Below are 17,678 nucleotides of genomic sequence, written 5' to 3'. Positions count from 1 at the left end.
CGTTTTATTCGCTAAGGAAAATCGATGCAAAATGCAGCACGGGCAGGGGATGCCATCAGCCACGGCGGCGCCATTTCTAACGGCTCCGGCAATGTTTCCATCAATGGCGCGCCAGCGGCGATGCAGGGTGCCAGTAGCGCCAGCTGTTCCCTTCACGGATCGTCGGCCGTTTCATCCGGCTCGGGCTCGGTCTTTATTAATAATAATCCGGCCGCCCGCGTTGGTGACGCCACGGGTTGCGGCGCCGCTATCTCCAGCGGCTCCGGCGACGTACTTATCGGGTAGCGGCCATGCACATCCGGTTTATCTGGCCTGAAAACGGCGTCGGGATCACGCTTAACGAACAGCATCAAGAGGTCTGGCTCGATATCGACCGAGGCGCGTTTTCACTGACGAATATCGGGTGTATGCGCAACAGCCTCGTTTTTTCGCTGCGCGGAACGCAGCCTTACATGACGCTGTCCGGGACCGATTATGTCTGTCTCGCGGGTGACGAACACCTTGCGCCAGGCCAGCCTTACCCGCTGCGCTACGGCCTTACGCTTCAGGCAGGGCGATATGCGTTACAGGTAACGATGGCGACGCCGACGGATGCGATCCAGGCCGATGAGTGGGCGGTGCGCGAAGTCGACGCGCTGCTGGCGCGCAGCATGCGCTACGTCGACTGGGCGCGCCCGGCTGAGACTCAGGCTGGCGACGACATCCTGAAAATACTGGAAAGCGAATATAAGCGTTTTCTGGCGTGGGGCGAGCAGCGCTGCGATACGATGCCTGCGCCTGTACGAACGCGGCTGAAATATGCCCCTGCGGATTTCGCGCTGCTGCGCGAACAGATGCAGGATAAAACGTTGACCGAGTGCATCCTGGGCTCATCGCATTTTATTACGCACGTGCTTGAGGCGTTATCCGGTCTTGAGCCGGAGCCCGGCGTCTTTGACCCGCCTCGCTATGACATCCTGAAAATCGTCGCGCCGGACGCTCAGCACATCAAAGCACACACACGGCTTCCTGCCCTGACGGTGCGGGAATTTCATCAACCCGATCTGGATAGCTTGTTATAAATCTTGCAGGGACGACATCACGATGGAAATAACACTTAAGGAATTACTGAATCACGCCGCGTTTCAAGCCCACTTAACAGAGGCAATTTCTCGTGTAAAAGCGCAGCCTGACAACAGCGCGGCGCGAGAGCTGCTGTTCAAATTGTACTGTATTGAAGGCGACTGGCATAACGCCCTGGCGCAGCTGGAAATAGTAAAGCTGCTGGACACGGAATATACGAAGCGTGCGGAGCTTTATAAGAATCTCGTCATGAGCGAGCTATTACGAGCCCGCGTTCTGGCCGGTGACATGGCGCCTGTGGGGCTGGAGGCGCAGATGCCGGACTGGGTAGCGCGGCTGCATGACGCGAATCAACGGCTCGCCGCAGGCGATGAGGCGGACGCCGAACGCCTGCGTCAACAGGCGTTTGAGATGGCGCCGCTGACGCCGGGCGATGGCGATGGCGTCGCGCCGTTTAGCTGGATAGCCGACGGTGATGGACGGCTCGGGCCGGTATGCGAGTTCATCTGCGCGGGCGGGTATCGTTGGGTGCCGTTTGCGGCGCTGCGCGAACTTAAAATCCTCCGCCCCGTTGATATACTGGATCTGCTCTGGCTGCCGGCGCAGGCGACGCTCGCTGACGGACAATTTCAGGGTTATATCCCCGCCCGCTACCCGCTGATGACGGACGCCACGCAGGAAACGAAACTGGGCAGCCTGACCGACTGGCAGCGCATTTCCGATTCGCTCTGGATCGGACGCGGCAGGAAGATGCTGATTACCGATAAGGCGGAATATGCTCTGCCGGATATCCGCGAACTGCGGTTTGATTAAGGCGCGTCGATGGAGAGAAAAAAGCAATTCGCGCCGACGCTGCTGGACCGGCTGCTGGACGAGGAGCCGAAAGCCCGCCACGAGGCGCATGACGCGAGCTTTATCAGCGCCAGGCATTACCGTCAGCGGGTACTGCGCGATATCGACATCTTGCTTAACAATACCAATATTGAGGCGCTGATCGATCCTGAACGTCACCCGGCTGTCATCGACTCGGTGATAAACCACGGCCTGGCGCCATTATCCGGGAAATACGCCACGCCGCACAGCGGGTCTGCGGTGGAGCAGGCCATTCGCAACGCCTTGCTGCGCTTTGAGCCGCGCATCATCGCGTCGTCGCTGGTGGTGCGCCCGAAACGTCAGCCAGCCGTTGGCACCACGTTGCTCTTTGAAATAGCCGCGTTGCTTTACTGGCAGCCTGAGCCGATCGGGCTGACGGTGAGTGGTAGTTATGATACCGAAACGGAAAAAACAACGCTGACGGCGTTATAAGCAAAAAAGAGGCCTTGCGCCTCTTTTTTATAGCCGAATTAAAAACGGCGGAGAATGAAAGGTGCCAAATCCTTCTGGCTGAGGGTATTAATCCGTTACGGGTTGCTGGTTATTATTTACAGCGCGCCATTAAATAACGCGCACACAGAAATAACAAACACGCTGATTTGCGAAAGGATAAAACATTTCGCACCGAAACTATATTCCATGTTTCGCTCTCCCGGAGCATTTCAGAGGCTGTGTTGAGTCAATAGGTCAGTAGTTGCGGGACGTTATAATTACTGTGCCGTAATGGCGTGAAATCCCGTCAGTAATGACTGCAATGCAAATAATAAAAAAGCCGCAGGTGAGCGCGGCTTAAAACCTGTATTCAGGTGGCTGCGGATATTAGGACATTAACCCCTGTTAATCAAGTAATGGGGCGATATTCCCCAAAAAACCACTATATTTTGTAGCCGTGCAAACACGGCTACAGTATTACGTTTATGCCACCACAAACCGGTTAACCAGCTGCGACATAGTTTCAGACTGATTATCCAGCGTCTGGCTGGCGGTCGCGGCCTCGGACACCAGCGCCGCGTTCTGCTGCGTCACCTGCTCCAGTTGGTTCAGGGCTTCGTGCACCTGCGACACGCCAAGCGACTGCTCAGCCGCGGCGCGGGCGATATCGCTGATAAACGTCCGCATCCGGGCCGTGTTGGCCACGGCGGCATCCAGCGCGTGGCCGGAGGCATCGACATGCTCCACGCCTTCGCCGATTTTCGCCATGTTGTTCGCCACCAGCTCGCGGATAAGCCCCGCCTCCCGGGCGCAGCGCTGCGACAGCGTGCGCACTTCGGAGGCCACCACCGCAAAGCCGCGCCCCAGCTCTCCGGCGCGCGCCGCTTCTACGGCGGCGTTGAGCGCCAGCAGGTTAGTCTGGAAAGAGATATCGTCTATCGAGCCGACAATACGCGAGATCTGCTCGCTGGAAGCCTGAATATCCGCCATGCTCTGGCGGGCAGAGTGCGCCACCACGCTTGCGCTCTGCATCTCTTCTTCCATCAGGCGCGTCAGGCGCTCCGCCTCATGAGCGTTGTCGGCGGTCTGGGTAATGACGGTCGTTATCTGCTCCATGCTGGCGGCGGTTTCCACCAGTGATGCCGCCTGTTCATCGGTACGCTGCGCCAGATCCTGGTTCCCCGCGGCGATGTCGGCGCTGGCGTGACGCAGGACGACGGCGCCGGTTTTGATCTCGGCGACGATGCGCTGAATATCTTCAATAGCGCGGTTGTAGGCGCGGTTCAGGGCGGAGAGCTCATCGCTGCCCGGCACGTCCAGACGGCGCGTTAAGTCGCCTTCCATGCCGTCAATGGCGGCGAGGGTCGTGTGCAACTGACGATGAATGCTGCGCGCCACGACCACGGCGAAGCTCATCGCCACGATAAGCGCCAGCAGCGTGATGATGAGAAAGCGCTGCCAGCCTGCGCGGGCATCGCTCGCGAGCGCGCCCGCGGTGGCGAGAAGCTGCGCGGAAGCCGCGTTTTCCAGCGTGCGCAGGGTATCGATACGCTGCGTCTGCGCCTCAAACCAGCTGCCCGGCGAAATGCCAAACCCGCCGCTCGCGGCCTTATCCAGCGCGGTCTGGCGCAGCGCCAGCGCGCGGGTCGCCGACGGCAGCGCGAGCGCGGCATCGATGCGCTTCACGCCGTCAGCGTCGGAAAGCTGGCGCGAGGCGGCAAGCCACGCCTGCTGTTTGCCCACCACTTCGCTCAGACGCGCCACCTGGCCGTCGGCAAAACGGTCGGCGAAGAAAATGCCGGAGAGCAGCGCGCGCTCGACGCCCGCCTGTTCTTTCATACTCAGCAGGCTGTAGTAAACCACCATCTGGTTCACAATTACTCCGGCGTGGCTTAAGTGCGTACTGCGCGCCACCAGCTCCAGCACGGTGCTGATGGTATCGGTATAAAACGCCACGCCCTGCGGCGCGGGAACGGAAAGGGCGGTTATCTGCCGGCGCGTATCGTCGAGCATCGACACCCGCTGGCGGAAGGCGCGGATGGCTTCGCCCACGCTGCCTTTCAGGCTCGCTTCATCGGTGTTTTTCATGGCGGCGTTAAAGGCCGCGAGCGCGCTGTCCGTCTGGCCGCGCTGCGCGGTCAGCTCACTGCTAAACTGCGCCCCTTTGCTGCCAAGATAACCGGCGCTCAGGCCGCGCTCTTTTTGCAGCTCATGCACCACATCGCCTGCGCTTTTCGCAAGGCGCGTCACTTCTTCGACATTGCGCATCTGCCGTTCGGTATCAATACGCGACATCATCCCGGCGCCCGCCAGCCAGAGCAGCGCTATTAATAACGGTAAAAGCGCGAGGGCTAATTTGGTTTTCATAGAGAGGCGATATATCCATGACATAAGCGTCATTCCTGTATTGCGATAAAGATCGTTATATTTGCTATCGGTAACATCAATAAGATGCTTTAATCGCTGCCGCTGCGTTCAGGGCTATAAAATAACTAAAAAGAGTTATTCTGATGATCCAGAATAAAAAAGGGCGAGTTATAGTTTTCAGAAAAGATAAAAGCCAGCGATGAATAGCGGGCTTATCGGGGCAGGTGGCTCCCTGATTAAGGTAAATACCCTTAATCGGTCAGGAGCCAGTCAGGAATAAAAGGATTATCAGGCGGCCCAGATTTCACCGTTCAGACGCACCAGTTCCGAGAGCGAACCGCCATTAGCGGTAAATTCACGAATGCGGTGTACGTCGCTGTCGTTATTTTTCACGTAGCGATCGATAGCCTCCAGCGCGCTGCCGGCCTTAAGCGGACGCGCGTAGCGCTCAAGCTTGTCGAGCAGGCGCGTAATATCCTCGCCAATGGTGCGTTGTTCGCCGGTACTGACATCCGTGAGCATTCCGTCAAGACCATAGCGACAGGCCTGGAACCGGTTGAACCGGTAAATAAGGTAATCCTCAGCCTTATGTTTATAAGGGCGCGCTTCCAGCAGCCAGTGGGAAAGCGCCTGAATAAAGCCTGCGATATTCACGGCGCGCTCCAGCGTTAATGGCGTATCCATCACGCGCACTTCCACCGTGCCAAAACCGGGGCTCGGGCGAATATCCCAGTGCAGATCTTTAATCGACTCCACCACCTTCGTGCTTTCCAGGCGCGCGTACATTTTCTCGAACTGCGTCCAGTCGGCGGCAAACGGGGCCGGGCCGTTATCCGGAAACGCGGAGAAAATATTCAACCGTGACGAGGCGAAACCGGTGTCTGAGCCCTGCATATAAGGCGACGACGCCGACAGCGCCACCACATGCGGCACAAAGCGCGACAGCCCGTGGAGCAGATAGATAGCCTCTTCCCCGTTGCGGCAGCCCACATGCACATGCTGGCCGAATACCGTGGCCTGTTTGATGAGATAACCGAACAGCTCCAGCGTGCGGGCGTAGCGTTCGCTGGCGCAGACCTCCTGGCGCTGCCACTTCTGGAACGGGTGCGTGCCACCGCCGCTTATCATCAAATGATGCTGCTGGGCGCAGGCGAGAATTTCACGCTGCATCGCGGCGAATTCCGCCGCCACCTGGTTGATATCGCGGCAGACGCCGGTCGCTATCTCCAGCATGCTTTCGGTGATGTCGTGTTTCACTTCACCCGCCGTGACGCGGCTCTCCAGCGCGCTAATCAGCGTCGAGGAATCCTGGCTTAAGTTAAAACCGGGCGGGCTGACCACCTGGAGCTCCAGTTCAACGCCCAGGGTATAGGGTTCGGAAGGGGCAAAAGGTTTGAGGGGCATTCGGGGCTCTCTTATAAGTCAAAGGTTCTGCTCCAAGTATAGTCATGCAAAATCATTCAGTTGCGGCCAGATTGCTCAGATAAAACCGAGTTCCTGCGCGCGTTTTTTCCACGGCGTTATCGCTATCTTCCTGGTTTCACTCCTGTTATAACTTTTTATTAACAACCATCAGGAGGAGTGCTTGTGGCTTATTTCAACCATTACGATCAGCAGGTCGGCGCGCCGGTGCCGGACTGGAAAGGCGCAAGAATGCTGGAGCGCGAAACGCTTTCCGGGCGTTACTGCACGCTGGCGCCGCTCAATGCCGATGCGCACGCCGCCGCGCTGTTCGCGGCGTATCAGGACGCGCCGGACGATCGCGACTGGACGTGGCTGGCAAGCGATCGCCCCGATACGCTGGCGCAGTGCCATGGGTGGGTGGCGCAAAAAGTGATGGATCCGTCGCTGGTGCCTTTCGCGGTTATCGATAACGCGCGCGGCGAGGCGGTGGGGCTGGTGTGCTTTATGCGCATCGACAAAGCTAACGGCGTCGTGGAGATAGGCCACGTGACCTGGTCGCCGCGCATGAAAAATCGCGTTACTGGCACCGAGGCGCTGTGGCTGTTGATGCGCGACGCCTTTGAGCACGGTTTCCGGCGCGTGGAATGGAAGTGCGATTCGATGAATACCGCCTCGCGCCGCGCCGCCGAACGGCTCGGCTTCACGTATGAAGGGCGGCTGCGTCAGATGATGGTGCGTAAAGGGCGCAACCGTGATTCCGAGTGGTTTTCGCTGCTCGACAGCGAATGGCTGCCGGTGGATGCCGTGCTGCGCGCCTGGCTGTCACCGGAGAATTTCACCGCTGATGGCGTGCAGAAACAGCCGCTCAGCCACTTCCGGGCAAGCTCACAAGCGTGAGGATCTGCTGCCCCTCCTGACGCCAGTACAGCGTGAAGCACCGCCCTCGCGTGAACGGCCCGAGCGGGCAGGCAAGGCGTAGCGTCAACTGATGGTCATCCAGCGCGACGACGTTCGCGCATTCAAAACCGAACCAGTCGCCCACCTGCGGGAACAGCGCTTTAAAGAGGCTCTCTTTGGCGGAAAACGCGAGCGTCAGGGCGCTGGCGAAGGGCAGCGGGGTGCAGGCAAGCAGCGCGCGTTCTTGTACGTTGATAATGCCGGGCGCCAGGTCGCGCGCCGTCTGCGCGTCCATCAGGTTTTCGACATCTATCCCGACGCAGCCTGGCGCGGCGATAACCACGGCCCAGGCGCGGTGGCCGGTGTGCGTAATACTGCCGGTAAAACCAGCGGGCCAGCGCGGCTCGCGGTGCGCGCCGATGCCCGGCGGTGAGAATGGCGCGCCAGCCGCCCGCAGTGCGGCGACGGCGGCGATACGGCCCGCCAGATGCTCCGCCTGACGCCGCAAGACGGCGTTCGCCAGCATCGCATGATGCGGCAGCCACAGCAGATCGTCAGGTGTGAAAGTGTCAGGCGAGAAATCGACGCGCCAGAGCGGCTGTCCGGCGAAGGTCAACGGGGTGAGGGTGGTCTGCATCGGAAAAGGGCGGGCATTTCTGCCCGCCGTCGTCATCAAAAGTGAGTGTTGATGCCCATAAACCAGGTGCGGCCTGATTCGTTATAAGTCTCCGCCCCCGCGCCATACATCCAGGCGTTGGTTTTGGCGTTACCGGTGGTCTGGGCGTTGCCTGCGCGCCAGTGGCGCTTGTCGAAGACGTTATCGAGGCCCGCCGTCAGGCTGACGTTTTTGGTCACATCCCAGGAGCCGCTCAGGCCGACGATGCTGTAAGGGCTCACTTCATTGGTGCCGCTGTCGGTCACGCGCTCGCCCTTATAGTTGTACATTTTCGGCTTCTGACGGCCATACCAGGTGAACGTGCTTTGCAGCGACAGATCGTCGCGTACCTGCCAGCTCAGCGTCGAGTTCAGGGTAAACTCCGGAATGATCGACAGACGATCGCCGGTGGTTTTGTTCTTACTCTGCAACATCCAGGTCAGGTTGTTGCTCCACTGGACGGTATCGGTCACCGGCAGATTCAGTGTGCCTTCAAGCCCTTCCACCACGGCTTTCGGCACGTTCTCCCACTGGTAGAGATCCGTTTTATTGCTGATCGCCGTGACGCGGGTATAACCGGCTTCGATTTTGTCGTGGTAGTCGTTACGGAACCAGGTGAGGCCCGCCTGATAACCATCCTGTTTGTACTCAAGACCAATCTCTTTGTTGACGCTGGTCTCCGCTTTCAGATCTTCATTGCCCATCAGGTAGCAGCCGGTGTTGGCGGCGCTGGCGTAGCAGCCCTGGCCGCGGCTGTAGAGGATGTAGTCATCGTTGGTCTGATAGAGGCTTGGCGCTTTGTAGGCGCGCGCGATGCCCATTTTCAGCGTCACCGTGTCGGTCAGCGCCTGCGTCAGGTTCAGCGCCGGGCTCCAGTTGTTGCCAACAATGGTGTGGTGATCGAAACGCAGCGACGGGGTCAGCGTCGTGCTGTCAGTGAGCTGCATATTGTCTTCGGCAAACAGCGAGAAGATTTCCGCTTTGGCGTATGGGCTGCGGTTGGTGGAATCGACGCCCGGGATCGCGCCGCCGCTGGTAGAGCCGGTCAGCGCCTGAGCGGTCGAGGTGCCATCTTTCAGGCGCTGCTGGTTCCACTCGGTGCCGAGCGTCAGGTTCTGGCTCACCACCCAGTCGAAGGGAATGCTCACTTCGCTGTGCAGCAGCACGTCGCTCAGGTTGATATCCGAGAATTTCTCGCTGTTAAACAGCCCTTCCAGACCGCCCGTCAGGCCTTCGCCAAGACGCGAGTTGCGCGTGTGTTCATACTGGGCGTAAGTGTTGGTGGTCACGCCGTTATCCCAGCCGCCGGTCCAGGTGACCGCGTAGTTCTGGCGGTAGAGACGGTTGGTTTCCTTGCCGTAATATTTTTTCACCAGCCCGTTGGTGCTGTTGTCGTTGTTGGTGTTCTGGGTGTCGCCCGCGTAGAGGTTGCCCTGACGGCTGTAGCCCGCTTCAAACTCCAGCGCCTGCATCGGCGCGAATTCCCAGCGCACCTGGCCGTTGATGTCTTTATTAACCACGCCTTCACGCCCGGCGGGCAAGGTATCGGCATAGCTGCCGGTGCGCAGCGATTCATGCCCGGCGTTGATGTCCTGGGCATCCGGCTGGGTTTTCGCCAGGTTGCCGTACAGACGGAAGCTGACGCTGTCGCCAAGCGGTCCGGTCAGGCTGAAATTGGTGCGTTTTGTCGCGCCTTCGGCTTTATGTTCCGGCACGTCGAAATAGCTGTCCCAGGCGCCGTGCCATTCGTTGCTGCTGCGTTTGGTGATGATATTGACCACACCGCCCGCCGCGCCGTTGCCGTAGCGGGCGGCGGCAGGGCCGCGCAGCACCTCGATGCGTTCGATCATCTCCGGCGGCACCCAGGCGGTATCGCCACGGCTGTCGCGCTCGCCGCGCCAGCCCTGACGTACCGAGTTACGGCTGCTGACGGGTTTGCCGTCAATCAGGATCAGCGTGTTTTCCGGGCCCATCCCGCGGATGTCGATCTGGCGGTTGTTGCCGCGCTGGCCGCTGGTGGAGTTGCCGGTCAGGTTGACGCCCGGCATGGTGCGGATGATTTCCGACACATCGCGCGCCGGCGGGTTTTTACGGATTTCATCGGCGGTAATGGTCGAGACGCCAGGCGCCTGAAGGTTTTGCTGTGCGGCGGTGACGACAATGGTGTCATCGCCATTGGTTGCTTTGCCATCCATCGGGGCGGTGCTGTCCTGCGCCCAGGCGGGCAGCGCTGCGCCATAAATCCCCAAATTAATCAGCATCACCAGAGAGAGGGGGAGCTTTTTATTCATCTTTTATCCTGCTGTCTGTGCTGCGGCCCGGAAGTCCTTCCCCAGTGGGGCAGGGCGCAACATGGAATATGCCAGAGCCGCTTTACGCAAACCCCGCTCATCCCGGAGCGGCAGCGCGCAAACGCCTGGTCGGGTTAATGTTTTTGAGTGAAAGACGCGCTTCCCACAGCGCGCCAATACGCTATTGCAAATGCAAATAATTATCAATAATATTATCATCAAATTATCTGGACTCACGTAAATCCATGATATTTATCAAAACTAACAAGGAGCGGGACGGTGGCGGAGCACGCGGCGGGAAGTGAAGCCTGGTGGCAGGCGAAGCAGGCGCAGGGTATACCGGAAATTTCTGATGCAGCCCCGGGCCAGTGCAGTGTGACATTCTGGTGGCGCGATCCGACAGGCGATGAAACCACGTCTGAGATACAGCGGGTGTGGATTTACATCACTGGCATCACCGATCACCACAAACCCTCCGCGCCGCAGTCGCTCACGCGTCTGCCGGGCACCGACGCCTGGTGCTGGCGCACCGAATTAAACGCCAACTGGCGCGGCAGCTACTGTTTTATCCCTTCCGCACGGCCTGATGATTTCGCCCCTGATGCCTTTGCTGAGGCTCCGGCGCGCGGCGCGCTGCGCGAAGGCTGGCGCACGCTGCTGCCGCAGGCCGTCCCTGATCCGTTCAATCCGCGCCACTGGCGCGGCGGCCGCGGCCACCCGGTCAGCGCGCTGCATCTGCCGGGCGCGCCCGCGCAGCCGGGCTGGGAGGCGTGCGACGTGGCGTACACGCCCGCGCGGGAATTTCTCTGGCAAAGCGAAAGGCTCGGTAACGCGCGTCGCGTGTGGCTGTTTACCACCGGCGGCGATGACGCCCCCCGGACCCGCCCGCTCGCTATTCTGCTTGATGGTCAGTTCTGGGCGCACAGCCAGCCGGTCTGGCCCGCGCTTCAGACGCTCACCGATCGCGGCGTACTGCCGCCTGCGGCGTATCTGCTGGTGGATGTGATTGATACCGCGCACCGAAGCTGGGAGCTGCCCTGCAACGCCGCCTTCTGGGAGGCGCTGTGGCATGAACTGCTGCCCCAGGCGCGTACTTATACGCAGTGGCGTGAAACCCCGGAAACCACCGTCGTCACCGGACAGAGCTTCGGCGGGCTCGCCGCGCTCTATGCGGGGCTGCGCTGGCCACAGCGTTTTGGCTGCGTGCTGAGCCAGTCCGGCTCCTTCTGGTGGCCGAAACGCGAGGCAAGCGGCGAGGGCGGCTGGCTGGTGGACGAACTGGCCGCAGGCCGTCTCGACCCGCGCGGTCTGCGCATTTTTCTTGAAGCGGGCGTGCATGAGCCGCTTATTTTTCAGGCGAATCAGCGCCTGGTGGCTTTACTGCAACAGACGCCGCAGCCGCTTTTCTGGCGTCAGGTTGAGGGCGGTCACGATGCGCTGTGCTGGCGCGGCGGGCTGACCGACGGGTTGGCCGCGCTCTGGGCCGACATCCCCGCCCCGGCGCGTTTTTCAGGACAGGAGTGACGTATGGAATTCAGCAATCCTTTCGATAACCCGCAGGGCCGCTTCTGGCTGCTCGAAAATCACTGCCAGCAGGTAAGCCTCTGGCCGGAGCCGTGCGCGCTGCCGCCGGGCTGGCGCGTAGTGTCGCCGCCGCAGCCTCTTGAGGTGTGCGAGGCGTGGCTTTCGCAACACGGGCAGGCGCTTCAGCCCGCCCATTTCGCACACCAGAATGAGACGCGAGGTTGACGTGACGGACATAACTCTGACGCAGGCAGAACACGCCATTGACGCGCTGCCGCTGGTGGCGGCGCAGCCCGGCATCTGGATGGCTGAAAAACTCTCAAACCAGAATAACGCCTGGAGTGTGGCGCATTACGTTGAACTGAACGGCGCGCTCGACGCGCCGCTGCTGGCGCGCGCCATCGTGGCGGGCATAATGGAGGCCGACACGCTGCGGATGCGTTTTGAGGAGCGCGACGGCATCGTCACGCAGCGATTCGACGCCTCGCTCACGTTCGCCACACCTGAAATGACCGATCTGCGCCGCGAGGCCTGCCCGCAGACCGCAGCGCTGGCGCTGATGCACGCCGATCTGGAACAGGATCTGCGCGTCACCCACGGCAAACCGCTGGCGCATCACCAGCTGTTGCGGGTAGGGGAGACGCGCTGGCTCTGGTATCAGCGTTATCATCATCTGGTGGTGGATGGCTTCAGTTTTACCGCGATTACCCGCCGTATCGCCGATATTTACCGCAGCCTGCACCGGGGCGAACAGCCTGACGCGTCGCCATTCGTCCCCTTTAAAGAGGTGGTCGATGAATACGCGCGCTATCAGGCGTCAGAAGCCTGTGCGCGCGACGCCGCCTTCTGGGCGCAGCAGGTGCGTGAACTGCCGCCGCCAGCGACGCTCTCTGACCAGCCGCTTACCGGGCACTCCTCCACAACGTCGCTGATCCGCCGCTCGCTGCGTTTTGACGCCGCGCATTTCGCCGCGCTGATGGCAAACAGCGGCGGGCTGGCCGCGCCGGACGTGGCGCTGGCGCTGGTGGCGCTCTGGCTCGGTCGTCTTAGCGGGCGTGACGCGTACAGCGCCGGTTTCATCTTTATGCGCCGCATCGGCTCCGCCGCGCTGTGCGCCGCCGGCCCGGTGCTGAACGTGTTGCCCTGTCCGGTGCGCATTGACCCGGCGCAGACGCTGGCGCAGTTTGCCGCCGCCTTTGCGAAGACGCTTAAAACGCTGCGCCGTCATCAGCGCTACGACGCCGAGCAGGTGTTGCGGGACGCCGGAAAAGTCGCGCAGCAGACGCCGCTCTATGGCCCGGTGCTGAACCTGAAAATGTTTGATTACCGGCTCGATTTCGACGGCGTGGAGGGGATCACCCATCAGCTCGCCTCGGGGCCGGTGAAAGATCTCGAAATCGCGCTCTATGTGGATGACCAGGGCGGCGTAACGCTGGAGCTGCTCGCCAACCAGCAGCGCTATGAAGCCGCGCAAATTGAGCGCCACCTCGCCCGCCTGCCGCGTCTGCTCACACAGTTTGCGGCTGACCCAGATCTTGCGTGCGCGCAGGCGGATCTGCTGGATGAAAGCGACTACGCGCTGATGGCGCGCGTGAATCAGACCGCGGTACAACTGCCGCTGGAGACGCTGAGCTGCCTGCTGGCGAAGCAGGCGCAGGCGACGCCGAACGCCCCGGCGCTTGCGGATGCGCGCTATGCCTTTACCTACCGCGAAATGCGTGAGCAAGTGCTGACGCTTGCGGCGGAGCTGGCGCGCCGCGGCGTTAAGCCGGGCGATGTGGTGGCCGTCGCGCTACCGCGCTCGGTGTTTCTCTCACTGGCGCTGCAGGCCATTGTGGAAGCGGGCGCCGCCTGGCTGCCGCTCGACACCGGCTACCCAGACGATCGCCTGCAGATGATGTTAGAGGACGCCAGCCCGTCTCTGCTTATCACCGCCGCGTCAGAGCAGGGGCGTTTTATGCACCTGCCGCTTTCGATTTTCTGCTACGACGCGCCGCTGCCGGTCAGCGCCCCGCAGCCGCTTTCGCGCTCGCATCCGGCGCACACGGCCTATGTGATTTTCACCTCCGGCTCGACAGGGCGCCCGAAGGGCGTGATGGTCGGCCAGACCGCCATCGTTAACCGGCTGCTGTGGATGCAAAACCAGTATCCGCTCGGCGCGGATGACGTGGTGCTGCAAAAAACGCCGTGCAGTTTTGATGTGTCGGTGTGGGAGTTTTTCTGGCCGCTTATCGTCGGAGCGCGGCTGGTGATGGCGCCGCCGGAGGCGCACCGCGATCCGCAGGCGCTGCAGGCGCTCTTTGCGCGCTGGCGGGTGACGACGACCCACTTTGTTCCGTCAATGCTGGCGGCCTTTGTCGGCGCGCTGTCGTCTGAAGCGGCGATAAGCGCCTGCGCGTCGCTGCGTCAGGTGTTCTGCAGCGGCGAAGCGCTGCCGACCGAACTGTGCCGCGAATGGGAACGGCTGGCCGGCACGCCGCTGCATAACCTCTATGGCCCGACCGAAGCGGCGGTAGATGTGAGCGGGTATCCGGCGTCTGGCGAGGCGCTGGCGCAGGTGAAGGGCGCCAGCGTGCCGATTGGCTTCCCGGTGTGGAATACCGGGCTGCGCATTCTTGATAGTCTGATGCGCCCGGTGCCGCCGGGCATGGCGGGCGATCTTTATCTCACCGGGGTTCAGCTGGCCCAGGGCTACCTTGGCCGCCCGGATCTGACCGCCAGTCGCTTTATCGCCGATCCGTTCGCGGCTGGCGAGCGGATGTACCGCACCGGCGATGTGGCGCGCTGGCTGCCGAACGGCGCGGTGGAATATCTCGGACGCAGCGACGATCAGCTGAAAATTCGCGGCCAGCGTATTGAGCCTGGCGAGATTGACCGCGTGATGCAGAGCCTGCCGGATGTGGCGCAGGCGGTGACGCATGCCTGCGTGCTGAATCACCATGCCGAAACGGGCGGCGATGGGCGCCAGCTGGTGGGATATCTGGTCTCCGCCTCCGGCGACGCGCTGGACGTGGCGGCGCTGCGCGCGCGTTTAAGCGAACGGCTGCCCGCGCATATGGTGCCGGTGACGCTTCTCCAGTTGCCTGCGCTGCCGCTCAGCGCCAACGGCAAGTTGGATCGCAAGGCGCTGCCGTTGCCACAGCTCGCGGCGCGCGCGCCGGGCAGAGCCGTAGCGCCGGGGATGGAAACGGCGATCGCCTGCGCGTTTTCTGAACTCCTGGGTGTGGACGTGACCGGCGCCCAGGCCGATTTCTTTGCGCTCGGCGGCCACTCGCTGCTGGCGATGCGCCTGGCGGCAAGGCTTACGCGCGAACTGGGACGGGCAGTAACGGTAGGGCAGGTGATGATTGCGCCGACGGTGGAAAAACTCGCGGCCGTCATTGAGGCCGCACAAAGCGACGCGCAGGCGGAGCAGGCGGGCTTTGACGCCATTCTGCCGCTGCGTGAAGGCCGCGGCCCGACGCTGTTCTGCTTCCATCCGGCGTCGGGTTTCGCCTGGCAGTTTAGCGTTTTACAACGCTGGCTGTCGCCGCGCTGGGCCATTACGGGCATTCAGTCGCCGCGCCCGGACGGGCCGATGCAGCAGTGCGCGTCGGTGGATGACGTGTGCGACCGCCATTATGCGACGCTTCGAAAGCAGCAGCCGCACGGGCCGTACTGGCTGTTCGGCTATTCGCTCGGCGGGACGATCGCGCACGGCGTCGCCGCGCGGTTGCAGGCGGCGGGCGAGGAGGTGGCGTTCCTCGGGTTGCTCGACACCTGGCCGCCGGAAACGCAGAACTGGCAGGAGAAAGGCGGGCGCGAGCCCGACCCGGCCGTGCTGGCGGAGATTGAGCGCGAGCGGGCGGCGTTTGTGAGCGCGCAGCAGGGGCAGGGGTCGCAAAGGCTGTTTGAAACGATTGAAGGCAATTACGCTGACGCGGTGCGGTTGTTGTCTACCGCGCGCAGCGCGCGCTTCGAGGGCAACGCGACGCTGTTTGTCGCCGAACGCACCGTGACGCCGGGCCTGGATCCGTTTAACGCCTGGGCGCCCTGGACGCGGAGTCTTGAGGTGCATAATGTGGATTGCGCGCACGTGGAGATTATCTCTCCGCAGGCGTTCGAGGTGATTGGCCCGGTGTTGCGGGATATTCTCGGGTAGTTTTGGCGTTATGGGGTGAGTATGACGGTGGGTGCCTGGATTAACGGTGGGCGCGCTTCGCTTACCCACCCTACGCACACCGAGTATCTGGATTTATGTAGGGCGGGTAAGCGTAAGCGCACCCGCCACGTTACCTCACCCGCCACCTACGCCAGGCGCGGGTACGCTTCGGCTATCGGGCTGCCGGTGAAATTCGCAATCCAGCCTTCCGGGTTATCGAAAATGCGGATCGCCGTGAAATGCGGCTGCGAGCCCATATCAAACCAGTGCGGCGTCCCGGCGGGCACCGAGATCAAATCGTTCTTCTCGCACAACACCTGATACACCTTGTCGCCAATATGCAGACAGAACAGCCCGGCGCCTTCCACGAAAAATCGCACTTCGTCCTCGCCGTGGGTATGCTCGTTCAGAAACTTGCTGCGCAGCGCCTCTTTCTGCGGATTATCGGCGCGCATGCTGATCACATCCCAGCTCTGGTAGCCTTTTTCCGCCACCAGTTGGTCAATCGCGTGCTGATAGGCGGTCAGCACCACCTCCGGCGTCGGGTTATCGCCCAGATCGCGGTCGGCCTGCCAGCGTTCGAAACGCACGCCCTGCGCGTTAAGCTGTTGGCGAATAGCGTCGGCATCGGTACTCTGCCACAGCGGCTCGCTGGCATTTTTATCGGCAAAAATCGTCAGTGCGCTCATGTCGGGATCTGCTCCGGGTGAATGTCATCGAAACTGTATACCTGACGATGGGTGCTTTGCGTATCAGGCTCGCCGCGGATAAGCTGGATGGTTTTCCAGCCCGCTTCTCGCGCGGCGTCCAGCTCTTCGCGGATATCCGAGAGAAACAGCATCTGATGCACCGGCACGCCGGTTTTCATCGCGATATTGCGGTATGACGATACCTGACGTTTGGCGCCGACATGGGTATCGAAAAAGCCGCTCAGAAGCCCCGTGACGTCGCCTTCATCGCTGTGGCTAAAGAGGAGCTTCTGCGCCGGGATGGAGCCGGAGGAGTAGATATAAATATCGATATCCTGATCGCTCCAGCGGCGAAACGCGGGCACGACATCCGGGTAAAGATGACCGGTGAAATCGCCGTTCGCGTAGCCTTCGCGCCAGATATACCCCTGAATGGATTTCAGCGCGGGCGATTTACGATCTTCATCCATAAATTTGAAGAGCGTTTCTATCAGTTGATCCACTGACGCCGCAGGCGAGTGGATCTCGCCCCGCAGTTCGTTAAGCAGCAGATTCACCGGTTCGCGCAGCTCGCCCGAGCGGATAAATCGCTCCAGACGCTCGCGCGCATAGGGGAAAAGGACGTTATGCACGAAACGAAAATCGGTCGTGGTGCCTTCAATATCGGTAACGATGGCGCGGATCATGCTCTCTCCAGCAGGCGTCGCTGCATTTCACATTCAAACAGAAATTCGAGCCCCTCCAGATGGCGACGCGCGACAGCGACATCGCTTCCCCAGCAGGTCAGCCCGTGGCCGCGCAGCAGAAACCCGTAGCGCAGCGGGAACTGGCGGTGGTGGCGCTCAATGCGCTCCGCCAGAGCACCAATATCCTGATCGTTATCGAAAATGGCAACAGGCACATCATCAAGATGCGTAATTTCTCCTGCGAGCGATTTCTGCATCTCGTAGCCGCTCAGGCGAAGCGCGTCGCTTTTCTCCACGCGCGACAGCACCGTTGCGTTAACGGTATGCACATGCAGCACGCAGTTCGCCTCCGGGAACAGGCGATAAATCAGGGTATGCAGGCCGGTTTCGGCGGAGGGTTTGCGGCCGGACGGCGCGAGGTTAGTGGCAATCTCCACCTGCAAAAAATCGTCCGGCGTCAGGCTGCCTTTATCCTTGCCCGATTCGCTCAGCCAGCACCAGCGCGCATCTTCGCGCAGCGACATATTGCCGCCGGTGGCGGGCGCCCAGCCCTTCGCGCCAATCCAGTGACAGGCGGCCACCAGTTGCTCAAGTTGGCTCTCTTTACTCATCGCGTCCCCGCAGGCATATCGTTAGCGTTTAGACGTCTAAGCGTCT

General features: G+C 61.2%; 15 protein-coding genes. 8 read left to right on the top strand and 7 right to left on the bottom strand.

The features are described 5' to 3' along the window. The first annotated feature begins 24 nt into the window (after positions 1 to 24). Genes AB8W27_RS14680 through tssE form a run of 4 tightly spaced genes read left to right on the top strand, consistent with a single transcriptional unit; the run spans position 25 to position 2,367 of the window. Positions 25 to 285, top strand: coding sequence for a PAAR domain-containing protein (locus AB8W27_RS14680; RefSeq protein ID WP_012815721.1), 261 nt, complete (start codon positions 25 to 27; stop codon positions 283 to 285). Between the two features lie 5 nt (positions 286 to 290). After that, the gene (locus AB8W27_RS14675) at positions 291 to 1,061 is read left to right on the top strand and encodes a TagK domain-containing protein (protein WP_012815722.1); all 771 of its coding nucleotides are present in this window, start codon (positions 291 to 293) and stop codon (positions 1,059 to 1,061) included. A 22-nt stretch (positions 1,062 to 1,083) separates the two neighbouring features. Further along, positions 1,084 to 1,875, top strand: a complete 792-nt coding sequence (locus AB8W27_RS14670; protein ID WP_012815723.1) for a type VI secretion system accessory protein TagJ — start codon at positions 1,084 to 1,086, stop codon at positions 1,873 to 1,875. A gap of 9 nt (positions 1,876 to 1,884) precedes the next feature. Further along, complete coding sequence (gene tssE, locus AB8W27_RS14665) at positions 1,885 to 2,367, top strand: type VI secretion system baseplate subunit TssE (RefSeq protein ID WP_012815724.1); 483 nt, start codon at positions 1,885 to 1,887, stop codon at positions 2,365 to 2,367. 483 nt (positions 2,368 to 2,850) lie between these two features. On the opposite strand, the gene AB8W27_RS14660 is transcribed toward tssE, so the two are convergent. Beyond that, complete coding sequence (locus tag AB8W27_RS14660; protein WP_012815725.1) at positions 2,851 to 4,758, bottom strand: methyl-accepting chemotaxis protein; 1,908 nt, start codon at positions 4,756 to 4,758, stop codon at positions 2,851 to 2,853. 264 nt (positions 4,759 to 5,022) lie between these two features. Continuing rightward, positions 5,023 to 6,138 (bottom strand): YbdK family carboxylate-amine ligase, encoded by a 1,116-nt coding sequence (locus tag AB8W27_RS14655; RefSeq protein ID WP_041923313.1) that lies wholly within the window; start codon positions 6,136 to 6,138, stop codon positions 5,023 to 5,025. A 183-nt stretch (positions 6,139 to 6,321) separates the two neighbouring features. Here AB8W27_RS14655 and AB8W27_RS14650 point away from each other — a divergent pair, with 183 nt between their 5' ends. Further along, on the top strand, positions 6,322 to 7,035 hold the full coding sequence (locus AB8W27_RS14650) for a GNAT family N-acetyltransferase (RefSeq protein ID WP_012815727.1): 714 nt from the start codon (positions 6,322 to 6,324) through the stop codon (positions 7,033 to 7,035). On the opposite strand, the gene entD is transcribed toward AB8W27_RS14650, so the two are convergent. Then, positions 7,004 to 7,672, bottom strand: a complete 669-nt coding sequence (gene entD, locus AB8W27_RS14645) for an enterobactin synthase subunit EntD (RefSeq protein WP_012815728.1) — start codon at positions 7,670 to 7,672, stop codon at positions 7,004 to 7,006. The genes AB8W27_RS14650 and entD overlap by 32 nt on opposite strands. A 35-nt stretch (positions 7,673 to 7,707) precedes the next feature. Then, a complete protein-coding gene (locus AB8W27_RS14640; protein ID WP_012815729.1) occupies positions 7,708 to 9,981 on the bottom strand; it encodes a TonB-dependent siderophore receptor in 2,274 nt (757 codons plus the stop codon). A 279-nt stretch (positions 9,982 to 10,260) separates the two neighbouring features. Between AB8W27_RS14640 and fes the strand changes: the two genes are divergently transcribed. From fes to AB8W27_RS14625, 3 genes are read left to right on the top strand one after another with little or no spacing between them, the layout of a single operon-like run. Further along, entirely contained in the window at positions 10,261 to 11,505 is a 1,245-nt protein-coding gene (gene fes, locus AB8W27_RS14635; RefSeq protein WP_012815730.1) for an enterochelin esterase, read from the top strand. Positions 11,506 to 11,508: 3 nt separating this feature from the next. After that, a complete protein-coding gene (locus AB8W27_RS14630; protein WP_012815731.1) occupies positions 11,509 to 11,730 on the top strand; it encodes an MbtH family NRPS accessory protein in 222 nt (73 codons plus the stop codon). After that, positions 11,714 to 15,646, top strand: coding sequence for an enterobactin synthase subunit F (locus tag AB8W27_RS14625; RefSeq protein WP_049787140.1), 3,933 nt, complete (start codon positions 11,714 to 11,716; stop codon positions 15,644 to 15,646). The genes AB8W27_RS14630 and AB8W27_RS14625 overlap by 17 nt, the downstream gene beginning before the upstream one ends. 146 nt (positions 15,647 to 15,792) lie before the next feature. On the opposite strand, the gene AB8W27_RS14620 is transcribed toward AB8W27_RS14625, so the two are convergent. Genes AB8W27_RS14620 through AB8W27_RS14610 form a run of 3 tightly spaced genes read right to left on the bottom strand, consistent with a single transcriptional unit; the run spans position 15,793 to position 17,632 of the window. Next, entirely contained in the window at positions 15,793 to 16,335 is a 543-nt protein-coding gene (locus AB8W27_RS14620) for an acireductone dioxygenase (protein ID WP_012815733.1), read from the bottom strand. Beyond that, positions 16,332 to 17,021, bottom strand: a complete 690-nt coding sequence (mtnC, locus tag AB8W27_RS14615) for an acireductone synthase (RefSeq protein ID WP_012815734.1) — start codon at positions 17,019 to 17,021, stop codon at positions 16,332 to 16,334. Before mtnC ends, AB8W27_RS14620 begins: the two co-directional genes overlap by 4 nt. Next, positions 17,018 to 17,632 carry a methylthioribulose 1-phosphate dehydratase gene (locus tag AB8W27_RS14610; protein ID WP_012815735.1) on the bottom strand — a complete coding sequence of 205 codons (615 nt, stop codon included), beginning with the start codon at positions 17,630 to 17,632 and terminating at the stop codon, positions 17,018 to 17,020. The genes mtnC and AB8W27_RS14610 overlap by 4 nt, the downstream gene beginning before the upstream one ends. Positions 17,633 to 17,678 lie beyond the last annotated feature (46 nt).

The organism is Cronobacter turicensis, from assembly GCF_041222865.1.
In the GTDB taxonomy this organism is placed as follows: domain Bacteria; phylum Pseudomonadota; class Gammaproteobacteria; order Enterobacterales; family Enterobacteriaceae; genus Cronobacter; species Cronobacter turicensis.
The sequence above is the reverse complement of the archived record's forward strand: the minus strand, read 5'-3'. Positions and strand labels throughout refer to the sequence as shown.